A 15648-nucleotide genomic window follows, 5' to 3' on the forward strand; every position below is an offset into this window, starting at 1 on the left:
GACGGATTATGAATCTAAAACTGACTGACCGAGAGGCGGCGTTATCGCCGTTTGATACCCTGATAGCGGCGATTGAAAGAGGCGAACTGTTGCCGGGGGAACGTTTGCAGGAAGCCCGGCTGGCGAAGCAGTTTGGTCTCAGCCGCACGCCGATTCGTGAAGCGTTGCACCGGCTGCAAACCCTGGGGCTGGTGGAGCCCGGCCCGCAGCGCGGCCTGATGATTGCCCAGATCAGCTATGAACGGTTGCGTCAGCTATTTGCCGTGCGCGAGGGACTTGAGCGCCTGGCTATCGAGCTTGCCGTGGCCTCGGCGTCGGAAGAGGAGATCTCCCTGTTGCAGAAAATGGTTAACGCCGAGCGGCAGATCGACGACAGCAAACTGCTGCACGATCATAACCGGTTGTTTCATCGCCAGATTTACCGCGCCACCCACAATCCCTATCTGAACGAGATGCTGGATAATTTGCGTATTCATCTGTCGCTGCTGCGCGGGACCACCTACGAATTGCCTGAACGGGTCGAGGAAGCGAAAAAAGAGCACCAGCTGATTGTCGACGCGCTGGCGCGGCGCGATCGCGAAGCGGCGCAGGAGATCGCCTGCCGGCATATCAGAAATGGCTATCGCGCCCGCTTGGGAATACTGAGCCAGCGGGATTTTTGAAACCAGCCCGCCGCAGACGCGCCTGGTGCGGGAGGATCCTTGAACTGTTGGTATTTGGCGACAGATGCGGCCTTGGATGTCTCCAAATGGAGACGTTTAACTTATTGATAACTATAAATAGTTTTTTTATTTGTTTGAGGTGTCGCTGAATGGCGACGATTAATGTGATTCAGCTCTGATTTTCCCGTTAAGCCCGTGCGGCGCAGCCTGGAGCCATAATAAATAATTATATTATTTTCAGCGGCTAATCCGCCGTCTGTTTCTTTTCCCGATATGATTGAATATATGGCATGGAAAGTGCATAATTCACGGCGTAGATGCTCATTCCACCTTCTATGCTTGCTTCGGCTTCATAATCCTGGGAATGACGCAGAGCCAATTTAAGGTGCCTATGGTCCAATTCCAGATGAAGATGCGAATCTCCATCGGATTTTTCGGACACAACGTTGAGTGAGGCACCAACCGTTGTCTTAAAGACCTGATTTTTTCAACGCTTACCGTTATCGGTAAGCGTTTTTTTTTGCTTTGCAGGCGCCGGTCAGGCGCCCTGTTGCGGCGGCTCGGCGGGGGATTGCAGCGTCAGCATCAGGCCTGATTGCCGCATTTGCGCCGCTTCGTCGGGCAGATGCAGGCGATCGAGCGCATCGGCGCGCCAGGCGTAGTCATACGCGTCCGGGCGCTGCTCCAGCGCGGCGCGGAAAGCGTCGCTGGCCTGTTGCCATTCGCCATGCTTCATCAATAGCTGTCCCAGCGTACTGTTCAGCAGCGGCGTGGCGCCCTGCTGTTTGATCTGCTGGCGCAGCATTTTTTCCAGCTGATCGGGGTTGCCCGCTTTCAGCCGCGGCATCAACAACACCAGCCGCTCGTCGTACTGCCGCTTGAGCCCGTCGAGAATGATTTTCTGGGCGGTATCGTAATCGTCGCATTCGATAAGGTGCTCCGCCATCGCCACCTGCAAGGGAACTTCATGGCGCACTTTACGGCTCTGATTATTCCACCACTGCTTCAGCCCTTCGCTGCCGCCGTCCGCCATGGCCTGGTTCATCAGGCCGATATAGGCCTGTTGCTGCAGGCTTTGCAGCTGCTCTTCATCATGCAGGTGCGTTTTGCGCATCGCGGGCAGAATATCCAGCAGCGCGCCGTAGGCGCTGGTGCGCAGAAAAGCCTGCTCGGCCAGACGCAGCACTTCCGGGTGGCGCGGGGCGACTTCCAGCAGGCGGTCGACGCCATGACGGGCCGCGTGATCCTCATGGCGCGCCAACTGGATGCGCACGCGGGTAATATCCACCGGCAGTTGATCGCTATCGGCGATTTCCGCGGCGCGCTCCAGATATTGCTTGGTGCGGAAATCATCGCCGCGCTGCTGAGCCGCTTCCGCGGCCAGCAGATAGTTAACCACCGGCTGCTCGGCGTGGTCGGCGTTGCGGGTGAGTAATTTTTCCACCTGGAGATAATCGCCTTCCGCCAGTTTGAGCAGCGCGGCCTTGGTCTGTTTTCTGGCCCGGCTGCGTTTGCGCCCCAGAAACCAGCCGCGGGTGCGGGCGCCGGTATGGAAAATACGGCGGATAATCCATTCGACGGCCAGCAGGGCGAGGAACAGCAACACCAGGACGATCGCCAGGCCAGTTACGCTGGTTTCAATATTGTAGCTGTCCGTTTGAATCAGTACGTATCCCTGGTGGCCCGCCACCATCGGCCCGAGTACTACGCCGGCGATCAGGATAAGAAACAACAGCAGGATCTTCAGCATGTTCAGCCCTCCTGCCGTGTCGCTGGCGCCTGAGCCAGTAAGTTGCGTACCCGCGTCTGCATCAGTTTTTCCAGTAACGGCTGGCTTTGCAGTTCGGTGGGAACATCCATCGACACCGATTGCTGGCTCAGTTCATCGAGCTGATCGAGAAACGCCTGGGTGCTGGGATCGCTGGTATCGAAGTAGGCCCTCACCCAGGTGGAGGCGGTTTCCAGCGATTGTTTATAGGTTTCGTTCTGATGACGCGGGATAGCCTGGGCGGCGACCAGCAGGCGCGAGCGGATATTCTCACGCAGATAAACGTCCTGGCTCGGCGCCAGCAAGGGTTCGGCGGCGCTGTCGCGGCGGCGAATGGTGATAAACTCCGCCAGGAAGTTATGCCAGCTCTTGCTGAGGTTTTGCCGCCATTCGCTGAGGGAGGCGGAGAGCTCGGCGCTGTTTTCATCCATCGGCGCTTCATCGCTGTTGTTGTCGGCAAGGCGCAGGTTATCCACCTGATCGGTCAGCTGGTTGACCTTGAGGATGATGCCGTCGAAATCTATCTGGCTGACGCCCGCCAGCGCGCTGATATCGCCGGTGAGCGCGCGGCGGATTTCAATCACGCTGGGGTCGTTCATTTCCGCCAGGCTGGCATCCGCGCTTTTCAGCAGCGCGCCGGCGGTGGTGACGTCCTTATCGCTCCACAGCTTGCGGCCCGCCAGTTTCACCAGAAAATCCGCCTGCGCCAGCAGCCAGGCGTTGGTGTCGTGATTGGAGAGGGCCGCCAGTTTTTCGCCCATTTCATCCGTCTGCCGGGTCAGGGCGTTAAGACGCTGCTCGGCGGCATCCTGTGCTTTGGTCTGTTGTTGCAGCGCGTCCTGCCACTGCTGCTGTTGCTGTTTGTGCTGCTGTTGCAGCGCGCTCAACTGCGACTCCAGGCCCTGGATGGCGGCCGCTTCCTGCCGATCTTGTTGATGAGTGTAGTAATAAAGTCCGCCGCTAAGCGCCAGCGCGATAATGATAGCCAGCGTTCCCAGCACGATTCCGCCTCGTTTGGCCGGCTGCGGCGCGGGTTCCTGCTGATGCGCGGGTTCCACCCGTTCTGCAACCTCTTCAGATGGGGTCGTGGGGGTATTGTGTTCCGTCATAAAAGGTACATCCCATGATCAGGTTTATTGTAGTGCGCGCATAAGCGCATCGTTGTCGGCATTATCGGCTACCCGAATATTACGCCAGCCTAACCGGCGGGCCTGGGCGGCCAGACGTTCGCTAACCACTATCAGCCGACAACCCAGTAACCAGGAAGCCCGATAGTAATCAGGAACTAAAGTATAGATCCGTTGCAGCATTTCTCCGCTGGTGATCACCAGTTTATCGACGCCGGCCTGCTGCCAGTGGCGGCTTTGCTCCGCGCCGTCGTAATAAACCGGGCTGCGCTGATAGCATTCGCAGTAACTGACCTGCGCTCCCCGCTCGGCGAGCGTGTCGCCCAGCAATTCCCTGCCGCCGTTACCCCGTAATAATAGCGCCTGTTTGCCATTAACATGCCGTAGTTCGGGTAATTGCAGTAACGTTTCGCTGGTTTCGCTTGGCGACGGGTAGGCGACGGGCAGGGCGGTGACGGTATGCAGCGCCAACGCCGTGGTCCGGCCGATGGCGAAATAGGCCGCCGTTTGCGGCCAGCCCGTCCCGCTTCGGGCCAGCAGCGGGTCGGCATAGTCTATGGCGTGCTGCGACAGCGCAAACAGCAGATCGCCGGGGCGCAGCGCCGCCAGCCGCGCGGGCAGCTGCGCCAGTTCGCGCCCCGGTGAAAATTCAATCAGCGGGCTGTGGTAAGCGCTGTGGCCCAGCTTTCTCAAACGGGTCACCAGTTGCTCACCGGCCGGTGACGGACGGGTAACCAGAATCGTCATGATGAAGGGGTTTCCTGATAAACCGCCCGCAGGATCTCCCCGGCGCCCTGCGCCAGCAGATCTTCCGCCAGCGCGGTGCCGATCCGCTTCGCGTCGGCGGTTTTGCCTCTGCGCTCGCCGCTGATGATTCTGCTGCCGTCCGGCGCGCCGACCAGCGCGCGCAGCCACAGAGTATCGCCGTCCAGTTCGGCATAGCTGCCGATGGGAACCTGACACCCGCCTTCCAGGCGCAGGTTCATCGCCCGCTCGGCCAGCACGCGCGAAGCGGTATCGGCGTGATTCAGCGGGGTCAGCAGTCGGCGGGTGCGTTTATCGTCCAACCGGCATTCAATGCCGATCGCCCCTTGCCCCACCGCCGGCAACGACGTTTCCGGGCTTAACGGGCAGCGGATGCGCTCTTCCAGCTTCAGGCGTTTTAACCCGGCCACCGCCAGGATAATCGCGTCATACTCGCCGGCGTCCAGCCTGGCTAAGCGGGTTCCCACATTCCCACGCAAATCGCCAATGACCAGGTCGGGACGCCGCGCCCGCAGCTGGCACTGGCGGCGCAGGCTGGACGTTCCCACGCGGCTGCCGGCGGGAAGCTGTTCAAGGCCGGCATAGCGATTGGAGACAAAGGCGTCGCGCGGGTCGTCACGCTCGCAGATGGTCGCCAGGCCAAGGCCCTCGGGGAATTCGGCGGGCACGTCTTTCATGGAGTGAACGGCGATGTCGGCGCGCCCTTCAAGCAGCGCCAGCTCCAGTTCTTTAACAAATAATCCCTTGCCGCCGACTTTGGCTAACGGGGTATCCAGGATGATGTCGCCGCGGGTCACCATCGGCACCAATTCGACCTGAAGCCCCGGATGGGAGACGTTCAGGCGCTGTTGAACATATTGTGCTTGCCACAGCGCAAGCGGGCTCTGGCGAGTGGCAATTCTAATAATATTGTCTAACATGCTTGATACCGTTTTTATCATTTTCCACCATCGTATCACTGATGGTGCGCCAGTGTCAGGTTGCGGACGCCGGCGCGGCGTTTTAAAACGAAAGGGGTAAAACGGTGTCTGAAAAGTATGTGGCGGGTTGGATTGAGCGGACGAGAACTAAAATCGTAGTGAAAGCAAGGTAAAATGCGCTCGCTTTCTTTACTTTCTTTACGCTTAATCGGCAAGGTGTTAAATTGATCACGTTTCCAGCAATATTTTGTCAAACATTCTTCTAATTTTACTCTTGGCAAAGTGGAAATACGGGTTTTTCTAGGCACTGGGACAATCATCAGGCGAAACGTCTTGTACTTTTACATCGAGACTTTGAAGCAAAGACTGGATGCGATCAACCAACTGCGCGTTGACCGTGCTCTGGCCGCAATGAAGCCCGCTTTTCAGCAGGTTTACAGTCTTTTGCCGATTTTACTACATCATCATCACCCATTGATGCCGGGCTACGTTGAGGGCAAGGTTCCTCACGGCGTCTGTTTCTACACGCCTGATGAAAAGCAGCAGCGCTACCTGGATAATATCGAATTAAGGTGGGGACCCTGCGCGGATTCGCATGAGCAGGGCGAACTGCCGATTACCGGCGTCTACTCCATGGGCAGCACCTCGTCCATCGGCCAGAGCTGTAGCTCCGATCTGGATATCTGGGTTTGCCATCAATCCTGGCTGGACAACGAAGAGCGCCAGCGGTTGCAGAAAAAATGCACGCTGCTGGAAGAGTGGGCGGCGGTGCAGGGAGTGGATGTCAGCTTCTTCCTGATGGATGAAAACCGTTTCCGCCACAATGAAAGCGGCAGTCTGGGCGGCGAAGACTGCGGCTCTACCCAGCATATTCTGTTACTCGACGAATTCTACCGCACGGCGGTCCGCATGGCGGGCAAGCGTATTTTGTGGAATATGGTGCCGGTGGAAGAAGAACCCAATTACGATGAGTATGTGCTGTCGCTGTATGCTCAGGGCGTACTGGCGCCGAACGAGTGGCTGGATCTGGGCGGGCTGAGTACGCTTTCCGCGGAAGAGTATTTCGGTGCCAGCCTGTGGCAACTGTATAAAAGTATCGACTCCCCCTACAAGGCCGTGTTGAAAACGCTGCTGCTGGAAGCCTATTCCTGGGAGTATCCCGATACGCATCTGCTGTCCATGGATATCAAAAAACGGCTGCATAACGGCGAGATCGTCTCTTTCGGTCTGGATCCGTACTGCATGATGCTGGAGCGGGTGACGAACTATCTGACGCAGATAAACGATCAAACCCGGCTGGATCTGGTGCGCCGATGTTTCTACTTAAAAGTCTGTGAAAAACTCTCGCGCGAGCGCGCCTGCGTGGGCTGGCGCCGCCAGATTCTGAAGCAGCTGGTGCAGGAGTGGGGCTGGAGCGATGAGCATCTGGCGATGTTGGACAATCGGGCGAACTGGAAAATAGAACGGGTACGGGAAGCGCACAACGAACTGCTGGATGCGATGATGCAAACCTACCGCAACCTTATCCGCTTCGCCCGCCGTAATAATCTGAGCGTCAGCGCCAGCCCGCAGGACATCGGGGTGTTGACCCGTAAGCTGTATGCCGCATTCGAAGCGTTGCCGGGCAAGGTGACGCTGCTCAATCCGCAGATTTCCCCCGATTTGTCCGAGCCGGATCTCACCTTTATCTATGTACCGGCGGGGCGCGCCAACCGCTCCGGCTGGTATCTGTACAATCAGGCGCCCTCGATGGACGCCATCATCAGCCATCAGCCGCTGGAATATAACCGTTACCTGAATAAGCTGGTGGCCTGGGCCTACTTTAACGGCCTGTTGACGCCGAGCACGCGCCTGCATATCAAAGGCAGCGATCTGTGCGATATTACCCGCCTGCAGGCGCTGGTGGCCGACGTCGCGCGGCATTTCCCGCTGCGTCAGCCCGCGCCGACGCCGAAGGCGCTGTACAGCCCGTGTGAAATTCGCCATTTGGCGATCATTGTCAATCTGGAATACGATCCCACCGCGGCCTTCCGCAATCAGGTGGTGCATTTTGATTTCCGGCAGATGGACGTTTTCAGCTTCGGCCAGCAGCAGCAATGCCTGATCGGCAGCATTGATTTGCTGTACCGCAACTCATGGAATGAAGTGCGTACGCTGCATTTCAGCGGCGAGCAGGCGATGCTGGAAGCGCTGAAAACCATTCTGGGCAAGATGCACCAGGATGCCGCGTTGCCGGAGTCGCTGGAGGTGTTCTGCTACAGCCAGCATTTGCGCGGCCTTATCCGCACGCGGGTGCAGCAGCTGGTCTCGGAATGCATTGAGTCGCGCCTGACCAGCACGCGCCAGGAGCCGGGCCGCTTTAAGGCGGTGAAGGTGGCAGGCGAAACCTGGGGACTGTTTTTCGAACGGCTGAGCGTATCGGTGCAGAAGCTGGAAAACGCCGTTGAATTCTATGGCGCGATTTCCAACAACAAGCTGCAGGGCGTACAGGTCGAAACCAACCACATACACCTGCCGCCGGTTATCGATGGCGTCGCCAGCGAAGGCATCATCCAGTTCTTCTTTGAGGATGTGGTCGAGAATCAGGACTTTAATATCTATATTCTCGACGAGTCCAACCGGGTTGAGGTGTATCACCACTGCGAGGGCAGCAAGGAAGAGCTGGTGCGCGACGTCAGCCGTTTCTACTCGTCGTCTCACGACCGCTTTACCTATGGCTCCAGCTTTATCAACTTCAACCTGCCGCAGTTTTATCAGATTGTGCAGTTGGACGGCAGAACCCAAGTGATCCCGTTCCGCAGCAGCGCGCTTTCCCACCTGTGCATTACCCCGGTGGTCAACGATGTCTCCAGGGAGATGCCGCAGCGGCTGCATATCCTTTAATTTCCTCAACCCCGATTTTTCAGCGCATTCACCAAGGGAATTGCCATGAATACGTTGCAACGCAGAAACCTGATATTGCTGGCGCTGGGACAGGGGTTGACGGGCAGCATCATCTCGCTGATGACCCTGTCTTCCACCCTGGTCGGCATCCTGATGGCGCCGATCCCGCTGCTGACCACCCTGCCGATTACCGCCACCGTATGCGGCGCCACGCTGATGATTTACTCGGTTTCTTCGCTGATGGCGAAATACGGCAGAAAAAACGCCTTTATTATCGGTACGGCGCTGGGCGTCGCCGGGTCGCTGCTGGCGGCGTTGGCGATCGTGCTGAAAAACTTCCCCCTGTTTGTGTTGGCGACCTTTGTGCTGGGGATGTCCTGCGCCTTTAATCAATATTACCGTTTTGCCGCCGCCGAGGTGTTCAGCGATAACCGCCAGAAGAACGGCGCGATTTCCTGGGTGATCAGCGGCGGCATCCTGGGCGGCTTTCTCGGTCCGGCCGCCGCCAGCCGCTCTGCCGATTTCTGGCCGCTGTATCCGTTTCTCGGCAGTTTTCTGGTCGCGGCGCTGATCTGTATCGTGACGGCCCTGCTGCTGCTGGGCCTGAAGCTGCCGCCGGCGGCGGTGAACGTCGGAACCGAAAAAATCGCGGAGCCGCTCTCTGCGGTTTTGAAAAGCCGGGCGTTTATCCTCGGGACGGCCAGCTGTACCGCCGGCTTTGTGGTGATGACGCTATTGATGAATTCCGCCCCGCTGGCGATGCATCGGCACCATTTTTCCGTCAGCAGCAGCGCCATGGTGCTGCAGTGGCACTTTGTCGCCATGTATGCCCCGGCTCTGGTGCTGGCGCTGCTGGCCAAAAGATTGAGCGCCGGTACGGTGGTGGTTACGGGGATTATCTGTAACTTAATCGGTATCGCGCTGGCGATGAACGGCCTCACCTTCTGGCACTTCCTCTCCTCGCTGGTGATGTTCGGCGTGGGCTGGGCGTTTATGTTCAACGGCGGCACATTTATGCTGAATGCGTTTTCCCATTCGGCGCATAAAGCCCGGATTCAGGGCATCAACTCGCTGGTTATCAGCCTGCCCAATGCGCTGGCCTCGCTGTCGGCGGGCAGCATGATGGCGTTCACCAGCGGCTGGCCGCTGGTGAATATCGTGAGCGTGGTCATTCTGCTGGCGACGGCGTTGATGCTGTTGCTGATGCGACGTAAATAGGGTCGCGCATCGCCGGGGGCTAGCTGAAGTGAACGGTCTCCCCGGCCTGCGTTGAGCAGGCGCGGGACAGCAGCGTCCAAAAATCCTCCCCGCCGCGATCGCACACCCAGCGCCGATCCTGGTAATTGAAATGATATCCCCCCGACCTGGCGGCCAGCCAGATCTGGTGCAGCGGCTCCTGCCGGTTAATCACGATTTTGCTGCCGTTTTCAAAGGTTAGCGTCATCACGCCGCCGTTGGTTTCATAATCGATATCGGCATCGCCGGCAAATTGATCCAGCCTTTCTTCCAGTTGAAGCAGCAATTCGTCGGCTAATTGGTGGAACTCGCTATCGTTCATTTTCGATTCCTATTGATTTTCATGATCCACCTGCGATTATAGAGAGCATGCATGTATGAATTACAGGTCTTAATGTTATGAAAAAAGTTTTTCGCCGGTTTTTTCTGGCGTTATCGTTGCTGAGTCTGTTCGGATGCGGCATGAAAGGGCCGCTTTATTTTCCGCCGGAGCAACAATCGGCAGCGCCGACCGCTCAGCAGCAGGATGCGAATCACGCACAGCAACAGTCGTCCGCGCAGCGGTAGTCGGCGACGGCGCGTCTATGCCCCACAGGTTTCCAGGGGCATAGACGCCGCTGCAACCGGAAAGGGTGCAGGGTAATCATAATTTTATAACAGGTCACGATAGCGTTTTTACCGCGCCCGGTTAAGCCAGCGGAGTCAGGATAATGCAGTTCGCTAAAATGCACGGATTAGGCAATGATTTCATGGTTGTTGATGCCGTTACGCAAAATGTTTATTTTTCACCCGAACTGATCCGCCGTTTGGCGGATCGGCATTGTGGTATCGGCTTCGATCAACTCCTGGTGGTGGAGCCGCCGTACGATCCTGAGCTGGATTTTCATTACCGTATTTTTAACGCCGACGGCAGCGAGGTGGCGCAGTGCGGCAACGGCGCCCGCTGTTTCGCCCGTTTTGTGCGCCTGAAAGGGTTGACCAGCAAGCGAGATATCGCGGTGAGCACCCAGACGGGGAGAATGGTGCTCAGCGTCACCGACGACGATCTGGTCCGCGTCAATATGGGAGAGCCCAATTTTGATCCGCAGCAGATCCCTTTTCGCGCCATAAAAGCGGAAAAAACCTACATTATGCGCGCCGAAGAGCACACCGTACTCTGTGGCGCGGTATCCATGGGCAACCCGCACTGCGTGATCCAGGTCGAGGATGTGGCGACCGCCAACGTCGAGGTGCTGGGGCCGCTGCTGGAAAATCATGAGCGTTTCCCGGAACGTGCTAATATCGGATTTATGCAGGTTATCGATCGCCAAAACATCAGCCTGCGGGTGTATGAGCGCGGCGCCGGCGAAACCCAGGCCTGCGGCAGCGGCGCCTGCGCCGCCGTGGCGGTAGGCATTCAACAGGATCTGTTGTCCGCGCAGGTCCGGGTGTCGCTGCCGGGCGGCGATTTACAGATCCACTGGGAGGGGCCGGGTCATCCGCTATTTATGACCGGTCCTGCAACGCATGTTTACGATGGATTTATTCATTTATGAAGAATGTCGAGGAGCAGGCAGAGCGCCGGGTCGCACTCAGTGACGATATGGTTTTGCAGTTCCTGCAACAGAATCCCGATTTTTTTATCCGTAATGCCCGGCAAATCGAGCAGATGCGCATCCCGCACCCCGTCAGGGGAACGGTATCGCTGGTGGAGTGGCAGCTGGCGCGCCAGCGGAACCACATCACCCAGCTTGAGGAGGAAATCACGCTGCTGATGGAACAGGCCGGGGCGAACGAATTGCTGTTTAACCGCTTACTGAACCTGCAAACGGAACTGGCCTCCGCGGATAGCCTGCTGGATATGCTCGACCGGCTGCAGCGCTGGGCGCGCAAGCTGGGGCTGGCGGGGGCGTCGGTTCGCCTGTTCAGCGACAAATGGCGGATTGGCGCGCCCTCCGACTTTACCCATTTATCCCTGAATCGTTCCCTGTTCGAACCCCTGCGTATTCAGCGCCTCGGCCAGGCCAGCCATTATCTGGGCAGTCTGAACGGCCCTGAACTGCTGCTGCTGTTGCCGCAGGCGAAGCAGATTGGTTCGGTGGCCCTGTCGATGATGGGTGAAAACCACGATCTGGGGCTGCTTATTTTTTCCAGCCGCGACAGCCATCACTATCAGGATGGTATGGGAACCGTGCTGCTGCAACAGCTGGCGACGACCATGCTGCCTGCCATGCTGGAGCGCTGGGTTGAACGGATATGAGCCAGCCTGACTCGCCGGCCGCCTCATCGCTATCGTCGCTGCAGTCGCCGGTTGACGATTTCCTGCGCTATCTGAAGGTCGAGCGCCAGCTGAGCGGGCTGACGCAAATCAGCTATGCGCGCCAGCTGGCGGCGACGATCGCCATCGTCGCGGCGGCCGGCGTCGATGACTGGCGGCGCCTGGATGCGGCCGGCGTGCGCGCGGTCGTCTCCCGCAGTAAGCGGGACGGGCTGCACGCCGCCAGTCTGGCGCTGCGCCTGTCCGCCCTGCGCAGCTTTCTCGACTGGCTGGTGTCGCGCGGCGTACTGGGCGCGAATCCGGCCAAGGGGGTGTCCACGCCCCGCGCCGGACGCCATCTTCCCAAAAATATGGATGTGGATGAGATGAACCGCCTGCTGGATATCGATCTTGACGATCCGCTGGCGGTGCGCGATCGGGCCATGCTGGAGGTGATGTATGGCGCCGGCCTGCGTCTGGCCGAGCTGGTGGGGATGGATTGCCGGCACGTCGACCTGGATAGCGGCGAAGTCTGGGTCATGGGCAAGGGCAGCAAAGAGCGCAGGTTGCCGATGGGGAAAACGGCGGTCGTCTGGCTGACGCGCTGGCTGGGGCTGCGCGAACTGTTCGGGCCGCAGGATGAGGCGATCTTTATATCCAATCAGGGGCGGCGCATCTCCATGCGCAATGTGCAGAAGCGCTTTGCCGAGTGGGGGGTAAAACAGGGGGTAAACAGCCATGTTCACCCGCATAAGCTGCGCCACTCTTTCGCCACCCATATGCTGGAGTCCAGCGGCGATTTACGGGCGGTGCAGGAATTGCTCGGCCATGCCAACCTTTCCACCACGCAGATTTATACCCATCTGGACTTTCAGCATTTAGCTTCCGTGTATGATGCCGCGCATCCACGCGCCAAACGGGGAAAAACCTGATGCATTTTTATCGACCGCTGGGTGAAGTCCGGGCGATCACCTTCGATCTGGACGACACGCTGTACGATAACCATGATGTGATACGGCGTACCGAGCGGGAGTCGATAGACTTTCTGCAGCGCTACCATCCCGCCCTGCGGGATTTTCAGCTAACGGATTTCCACCGCCTGCGCAACGAACTACGGCAACGGGAGCCGGAAATCTATCACGACGTTACCGAATGGCGGCGGCGTACGGTCGAGCGGGCGCTGACGGACGTCGGCCTGAGCGCCGACCAGGCGGCGCAGGGAGCGCAGGCGTCGATGGAAAACTTCGCCCTCTGGCGCAGCCGCATCAGCGTGACGCAAGAGACGCACCGCGCGCTGGCGGCGCTGGCCGAGCGTCTGCCGCTGGCGGCGATCACCAACGGCAATGCCGAACCCCATCTGTTCGGTCTGGACGGCTACTTCCGCTTTATTCTGCGCGCCGGCCCGCACGGCCGCGCCAAGCCGTTCGCCGATATGTATCATCTGGCGGCGGAAAAGCTCGATCTGCCGCCGAGCGGGATTTTGCACGTGGGGGACGATCTCACCACCGACGTCGCCGGCGCGCTGCGCTGCGGGCTACAGGCGTGCTGGATCAACCTGCGGCAAGGCAACCTGATGCGCATTGATGACGCGCGCCTGCTGCCGCATCTTGAAATTTCCCGGTTGGCATCGCTGACGGCGTTGCTATAATCACCGGTATGGATGCTGTATAAATAATCAGTGGGAATCGGTCTCCTTGGCGGCGATCCGGTTTCCCGTCAACGGATAACCGATACCTATGGACGTTTCTGCTCTGCTCGATGGCCTCAACGACAAACAGCGTGACGCGGTGGCCGCGCCGCGCGGCAATTTATTGGTGCTGGCCGGGGCGGGCAGCGGCAAGACGCGGGTGCTGGTGCATCGTATCGCCTGGCTGCTGGCGGTGGAAAACTGTTCGCCGTACTCCATTATGGCGGTGACCTTTACCAACAAGGCGGCGGCGGAAATGCGCCACCGCATCGAACACCTGATCGGCACCAGCCAGGGCGGCATGTGGATCGGCACCTTCCACGGGCTGGCTCACCGCCTGCTGCGCGCCCACCATCTGGACGCCGGACTGCCGCAGGATTTCCAGATTCTCGACGGTGAAGATCAGCTGCGTTTGCTCAAGCGCCTGATTCGGGCGCTGAACCTGGATGAGAAGCAGTGGCCTCCGCGTCAGGCGATGTGGTACATCAACGGTAAAAAAGACGAAGGTTTGCGCCCCCAACATATCGAAAGCTACGGCAATCCCATAGAGCAGACCTGGCAGCGGGTTTATCAGGCCTATCAGGAAGCCTGCGACCGCGCCGGGCTGGTGGATTTCGCCGAGCTGCTGCTGCGGGCGCATGAGCTGTGGCTGAATAAACCGCATATCCTTAACCATTACCGCGAGCGCTTCAGCAATATTCTGGTGGACGAATTTCAGGATACCAACCGCATTCAATACGCCTGGATCCGCATGCTGGCGGGCGACAGCGCCCGGGTGATGATTGTGGGCGACGACGACCAGTCGATTTACGGCTGGCGCGGCGCGCAGGTGGAAAATATTCAGCTGTTCTTGCAGGATTTCGCCGGCGCGGAAACCATCCGCCTGGAGCAGAACTACCGTTCCACCAGCAATATCCTCAACGCCGCCAATGCGCTTATCGCCCATAACGGCGGGCGGCTGGGCAAAAATCTGTGGACGGACGGGGCGGACGGCGAGCCGATTTCGCTCTACTGCGCGTTTAACGAACTGGATGAAGCGCGCTTTGTGGTCAACCGGATTAAAGTCTGGCAGGAAAACGGCGGCGCGCTGAACGATAACGCCATTTTATACCGCAGCAACGCCCAGTCGCGGGTGCTGGAAGAGGCGCTGCTGCAGCAGAATATGCCGTATCGCATCTATGGCGGCATGCGCTTCTTCGAACGTCAGGAAATCAAGGACGCCCTGTCGTACCTGCGTCTGATCGCCAACCGCAATGACGACGCCGCGTTTGAACGGGTGGTGAATACGCCGACGCGCGGCATCGGCGACCGCACGCTGGACGTGGTGCGTCACACCGCCCGCGACCGGCAGTTGACGCTATGGCAGGCTACCCGCGCGCTGTTGCAGGAAAAAGTGCTGGCGGGCAGGGCGTCCGCCTCGCTGCAACGCTTTATCGAACTGATTGACGCGCTGGCCGATGAAACCGCCGAACTGCCGCTGCACGTGCAGACCGACCGGGTGATCAAGGATTCCGGCCTGTGGCATATGTACGAACAGGAAAAAGGCGAAAAAGGGCAGGCGCGGGTGGAAAACCTGGAGGAGCTGGTTACCGCGACGCGGCAGTACAGCTATCAGGATGAAGACCAGGACCTGATGCCGCTGCAGGCGTTTTTGTCCCATGCGGCGCTGGAAGCGGGCGAGGGGCAGGCGGACGCCTATCAGGACGCGGTACAGCTGATGACGCTGCACTCGGCCAAAGGGCTGGAGTTTCCGCAGGTATTTATCGTCGGGATGGAAGAGGGCATGTTCCCCAGCCAGATGTCGCTCGACGAAGGCGGACGGCTGGAGGAGGAGCGGCGTCTGGCCTATGTGGGGGTGACGCGCGCCATGCAGAAGCTGACCCTGACGTATGCGGAAACCCGCCGTCTATACGGCAAAGAGGCCTATCACCGCCCCTCGCGTTTCGTCGGGGAACTGCCGGCGGAGTGCGTCGAGGAGGTCCGGCTGCGCGCCAGCGTGTCGCGCCCGGTGAACCATCAGCGCCTCGGCACGCCGATCAGCGAGAGCGACAGCGGCTACCGGCTGGGCCAGCGGGTGCGGCACGGTAAATTCGGCGACGGCACCATCGTCAATCTGGAAGGCAGCGGCGACCATTGCCGCATTCAGGTGGCCTTTCAGGGGCAGGGCATTAAATGGCTGGTGGCGGCCTATGCCCGGCTGGAAGTCGTGTGAAACGATAAATCGCGCATCGTTGCATTATTCGCCGCTCTTCGAGTTGACAGCCTTTTTCATCTCGGCGTAACATGCGCGCATCATTATTCCCGGAGGACCCACGCCTTGGACGCACCCAGTCGATGCTGGCTCAATAACCTGATCATTAGGTA

The 15648-nt window shown here is 59.0% G+C and carries 15 protein-coding genes; 9 read left to right on the forward strand and 6 right to left on the reverse strand.

The window, feature by feature from the left end; all coding sequences use genetic code 11:
* Positions 1-8 precede the first annotated feature (8 nt).
* The gene (locus DDT56_RS12450) at positions 9-662 is read left to right on the forward strand and encodes a GntR family transcriptional regulator (RefSeq protein ID WP_136166761.1); all 654 of its coding nucleotides are present in this window, start codon (positions 9-11) and stop codon (positions 660-662) included.
* 538 nt (positions 663-1200) lie between these two features.
* On the opposite strand, the gene hemY is transcribed toward DDT56_RS12450, so the two are convergent.
* Genes hemY through DDT56_RS12475 form a run of 5 tightly spaced genes read right to left on the reverse strand, consistent with a single transcriptional unit; the run spans position 1201 to position 5550 of the window.
* Positions 1201-2412 (reverse strand): protoheme IX biogenesis protein HemY, encoded by a 1212-nt coding sequence (hemY, locus tag DDT56_RS12455; protein ID WP_136166762.1) that lies wholly within the window; start codon positions 2410-2412, stop codon positions 1201-1203.
* A gap of 2 nt (positions 2413-2414) precedes the next feature.
* A complete protein-coding gene (gene hemX, locus DDT56_RS12460) occupies positions 2415-3539 on the reverse strand; it encodes a uroporphyrinogen-III C-methyltransferase (protein WP_136166763.1) in 1125 nt (374 codons plus the stop codon).
* A gap of 24 nt (positions 3540-3563) precedes the next feature.
* Positions 3564-4304: a uroporphyrinogen-III synthase gene (gene hemD, locus DDT56_RS12465; RefSeq protein ID WP_136166764.1), complete on the reverse strand. Its 741-nt coding sequence runs from the start codon at positions 4302-4304 to the stop codon at positions 3564-3566.
* Complete coding sequence (hemC, locus tag DDT56_RS12470; protein ID WP_136166765.1) at positions 4301-5242, reverse strand: hydroxymethylbilane synthase; 942 nt, start codon at positions 5240-5242, stop codon at positions 4301-4303. The genes hemD and hemC overlap by 4 nt, the downstream gene beginning before the upstream one ends.
* Positions 5243-5277: 35 nt before the next feature.
* Positions 5278-5550 carry a hypothetical protein gene (locus tag DDT56_RS12475; RefSeq protein ID WP_168197617.1) on the reverse strand — a complete coding sequence of 91 codons (273 nt, stop codon included), beginning with the start codon at positions 5548-5550 and terminating at the stop codon, positions 5278-5280.
* Positions 5551-5575: 25 nt separating this feature from the next.
* Here DDT56_RS12475 and DDT56_RS12480 point away from each other — a divergent pair, with 25 nt between their 5' ends.
* Positions 5576-8125: a class I adenylate cyclase gene (locus DDT56_RS12480; protein WP_136166767.1), complete on the forward strand. Its 2550-nt coding sequence runs from the start codon at positions 5576-5578 to the stop codon at positions 8123-8125.
* Between the two features lie 45 nt (positions 8126-8170).
* A complete protein-coding gene (locus tag DDT56_RS12485; protein WP_136166768.1) occupies positions 8171-9343 on the forward strand; it encodes an MFS transporter in 1173 nt (390 codons plus the stop codon).
* Between the two features lie 19 nt (positions 9344-9362).
* Here DDT56_RS12485 and cyaY read toward each other — a convergent pair whose 3' ends face one another.
* On the reverse strand, positions 9363-9683 hold the full coding sequence (gene cyaY / locus DDT56_RS12490; RefSeq protein WP_136166769.1) for an iron donor protein CyaY: 321 nt from the start codon (positions 9681-9683) through the stop codon (positions 9363-9365).
* 77 nt (positions 9684-9760) lie between these two features.
* On the opposite strand from cyaY, the gene lptM reads away from it, so the two are divergent.
* From lptM to uvrD, 6 genes are all read left to right on the forward strand, one after another.
* Positions 9761-9928: an LPS translocon maturation chaperone LptM gene (gene lptM, locus DDT56_RS12495; protein ID WP_136166770.1), complete on the forward strand. Its 168-nt coding sequence runs from the start codon at positions 9761-9763 to the stop codon at positions 9926-9928.
* Between the two features lie 143 nt (positions 9929-10071).
* Positions 10072-10896, forward strand: a complete 825-nt coding sequence (gene dapF, locus DDT56_RS12500) for a diaminopimelate epimerase (protein WP_136166771.1) — start codon at positions 10072-10074, stop codon at positions 10894-10896.
* Positions 10893-11600, forward strand: coding sequence for a DUF484 domain-containing protein (locus DDT56_RS12505; RefSeq protein ID WP_136166772.1), 708 nt, complete (start codon positions 10893-10895; stop codon positions 11598-11600). Before dapF ends, DDT56_RS12505 begins: the two co-directional genes overlap by 4 nt.
* On the forward strand, positions 11597-12529 hold the full coding sequence (gene xerC / locus DDT56_RS12510) for a tyrosine recombinase XerC (protein ID WP_136166773.1): 933 nt from the start codon (positions 11597-11599) through the stop codon (positions 12527-12529). The genes DDT56_RS12505 and xerC overlap by 4 nt, the downstream gene beginning before the upstream one ends.
* The gene (gene yigB, locus DDT56_RS12515; protein WP_136166774.1) at positions 12529-13245 is read left to right on the forward strand and encodes a 5-amino-6-(5-phospho-D-ribitylamino)uracil phosphatase YigB; all 717 of its coding nucleotides are present in this window, start codon (positions 12529-12531) and stop codon (positions 13243-13245) included. Before xerC ends, yigB begins: the two co-directional genes overlap by 1 nt.
* Positions 13246-13333: 88 nt before the next feature.
* Positions 13334-15496 carry a DNA helicase II gene (gene uvrD, locus DDT56_RS12520; RefSeq protein ID WP_136166775.1) on the forward strand — a complete coding sequence of 721 codons (2163 nt, stop codon included), beginning with the start codon at positions 13334-13336 and terminating at the stop codon, positions 15494-15496.
* Positions 15497-15648: the final 152 nt, after the last annotated feature.

The organism is Brenneria corticis, assembly GCF_003115855.1.
Lineage (GTDB): Bacteria > Pseudomonadota > Gammaproteobacteria > Enterobacterales > Enterobacteriaceae > Brenneria > Brenneria corticis.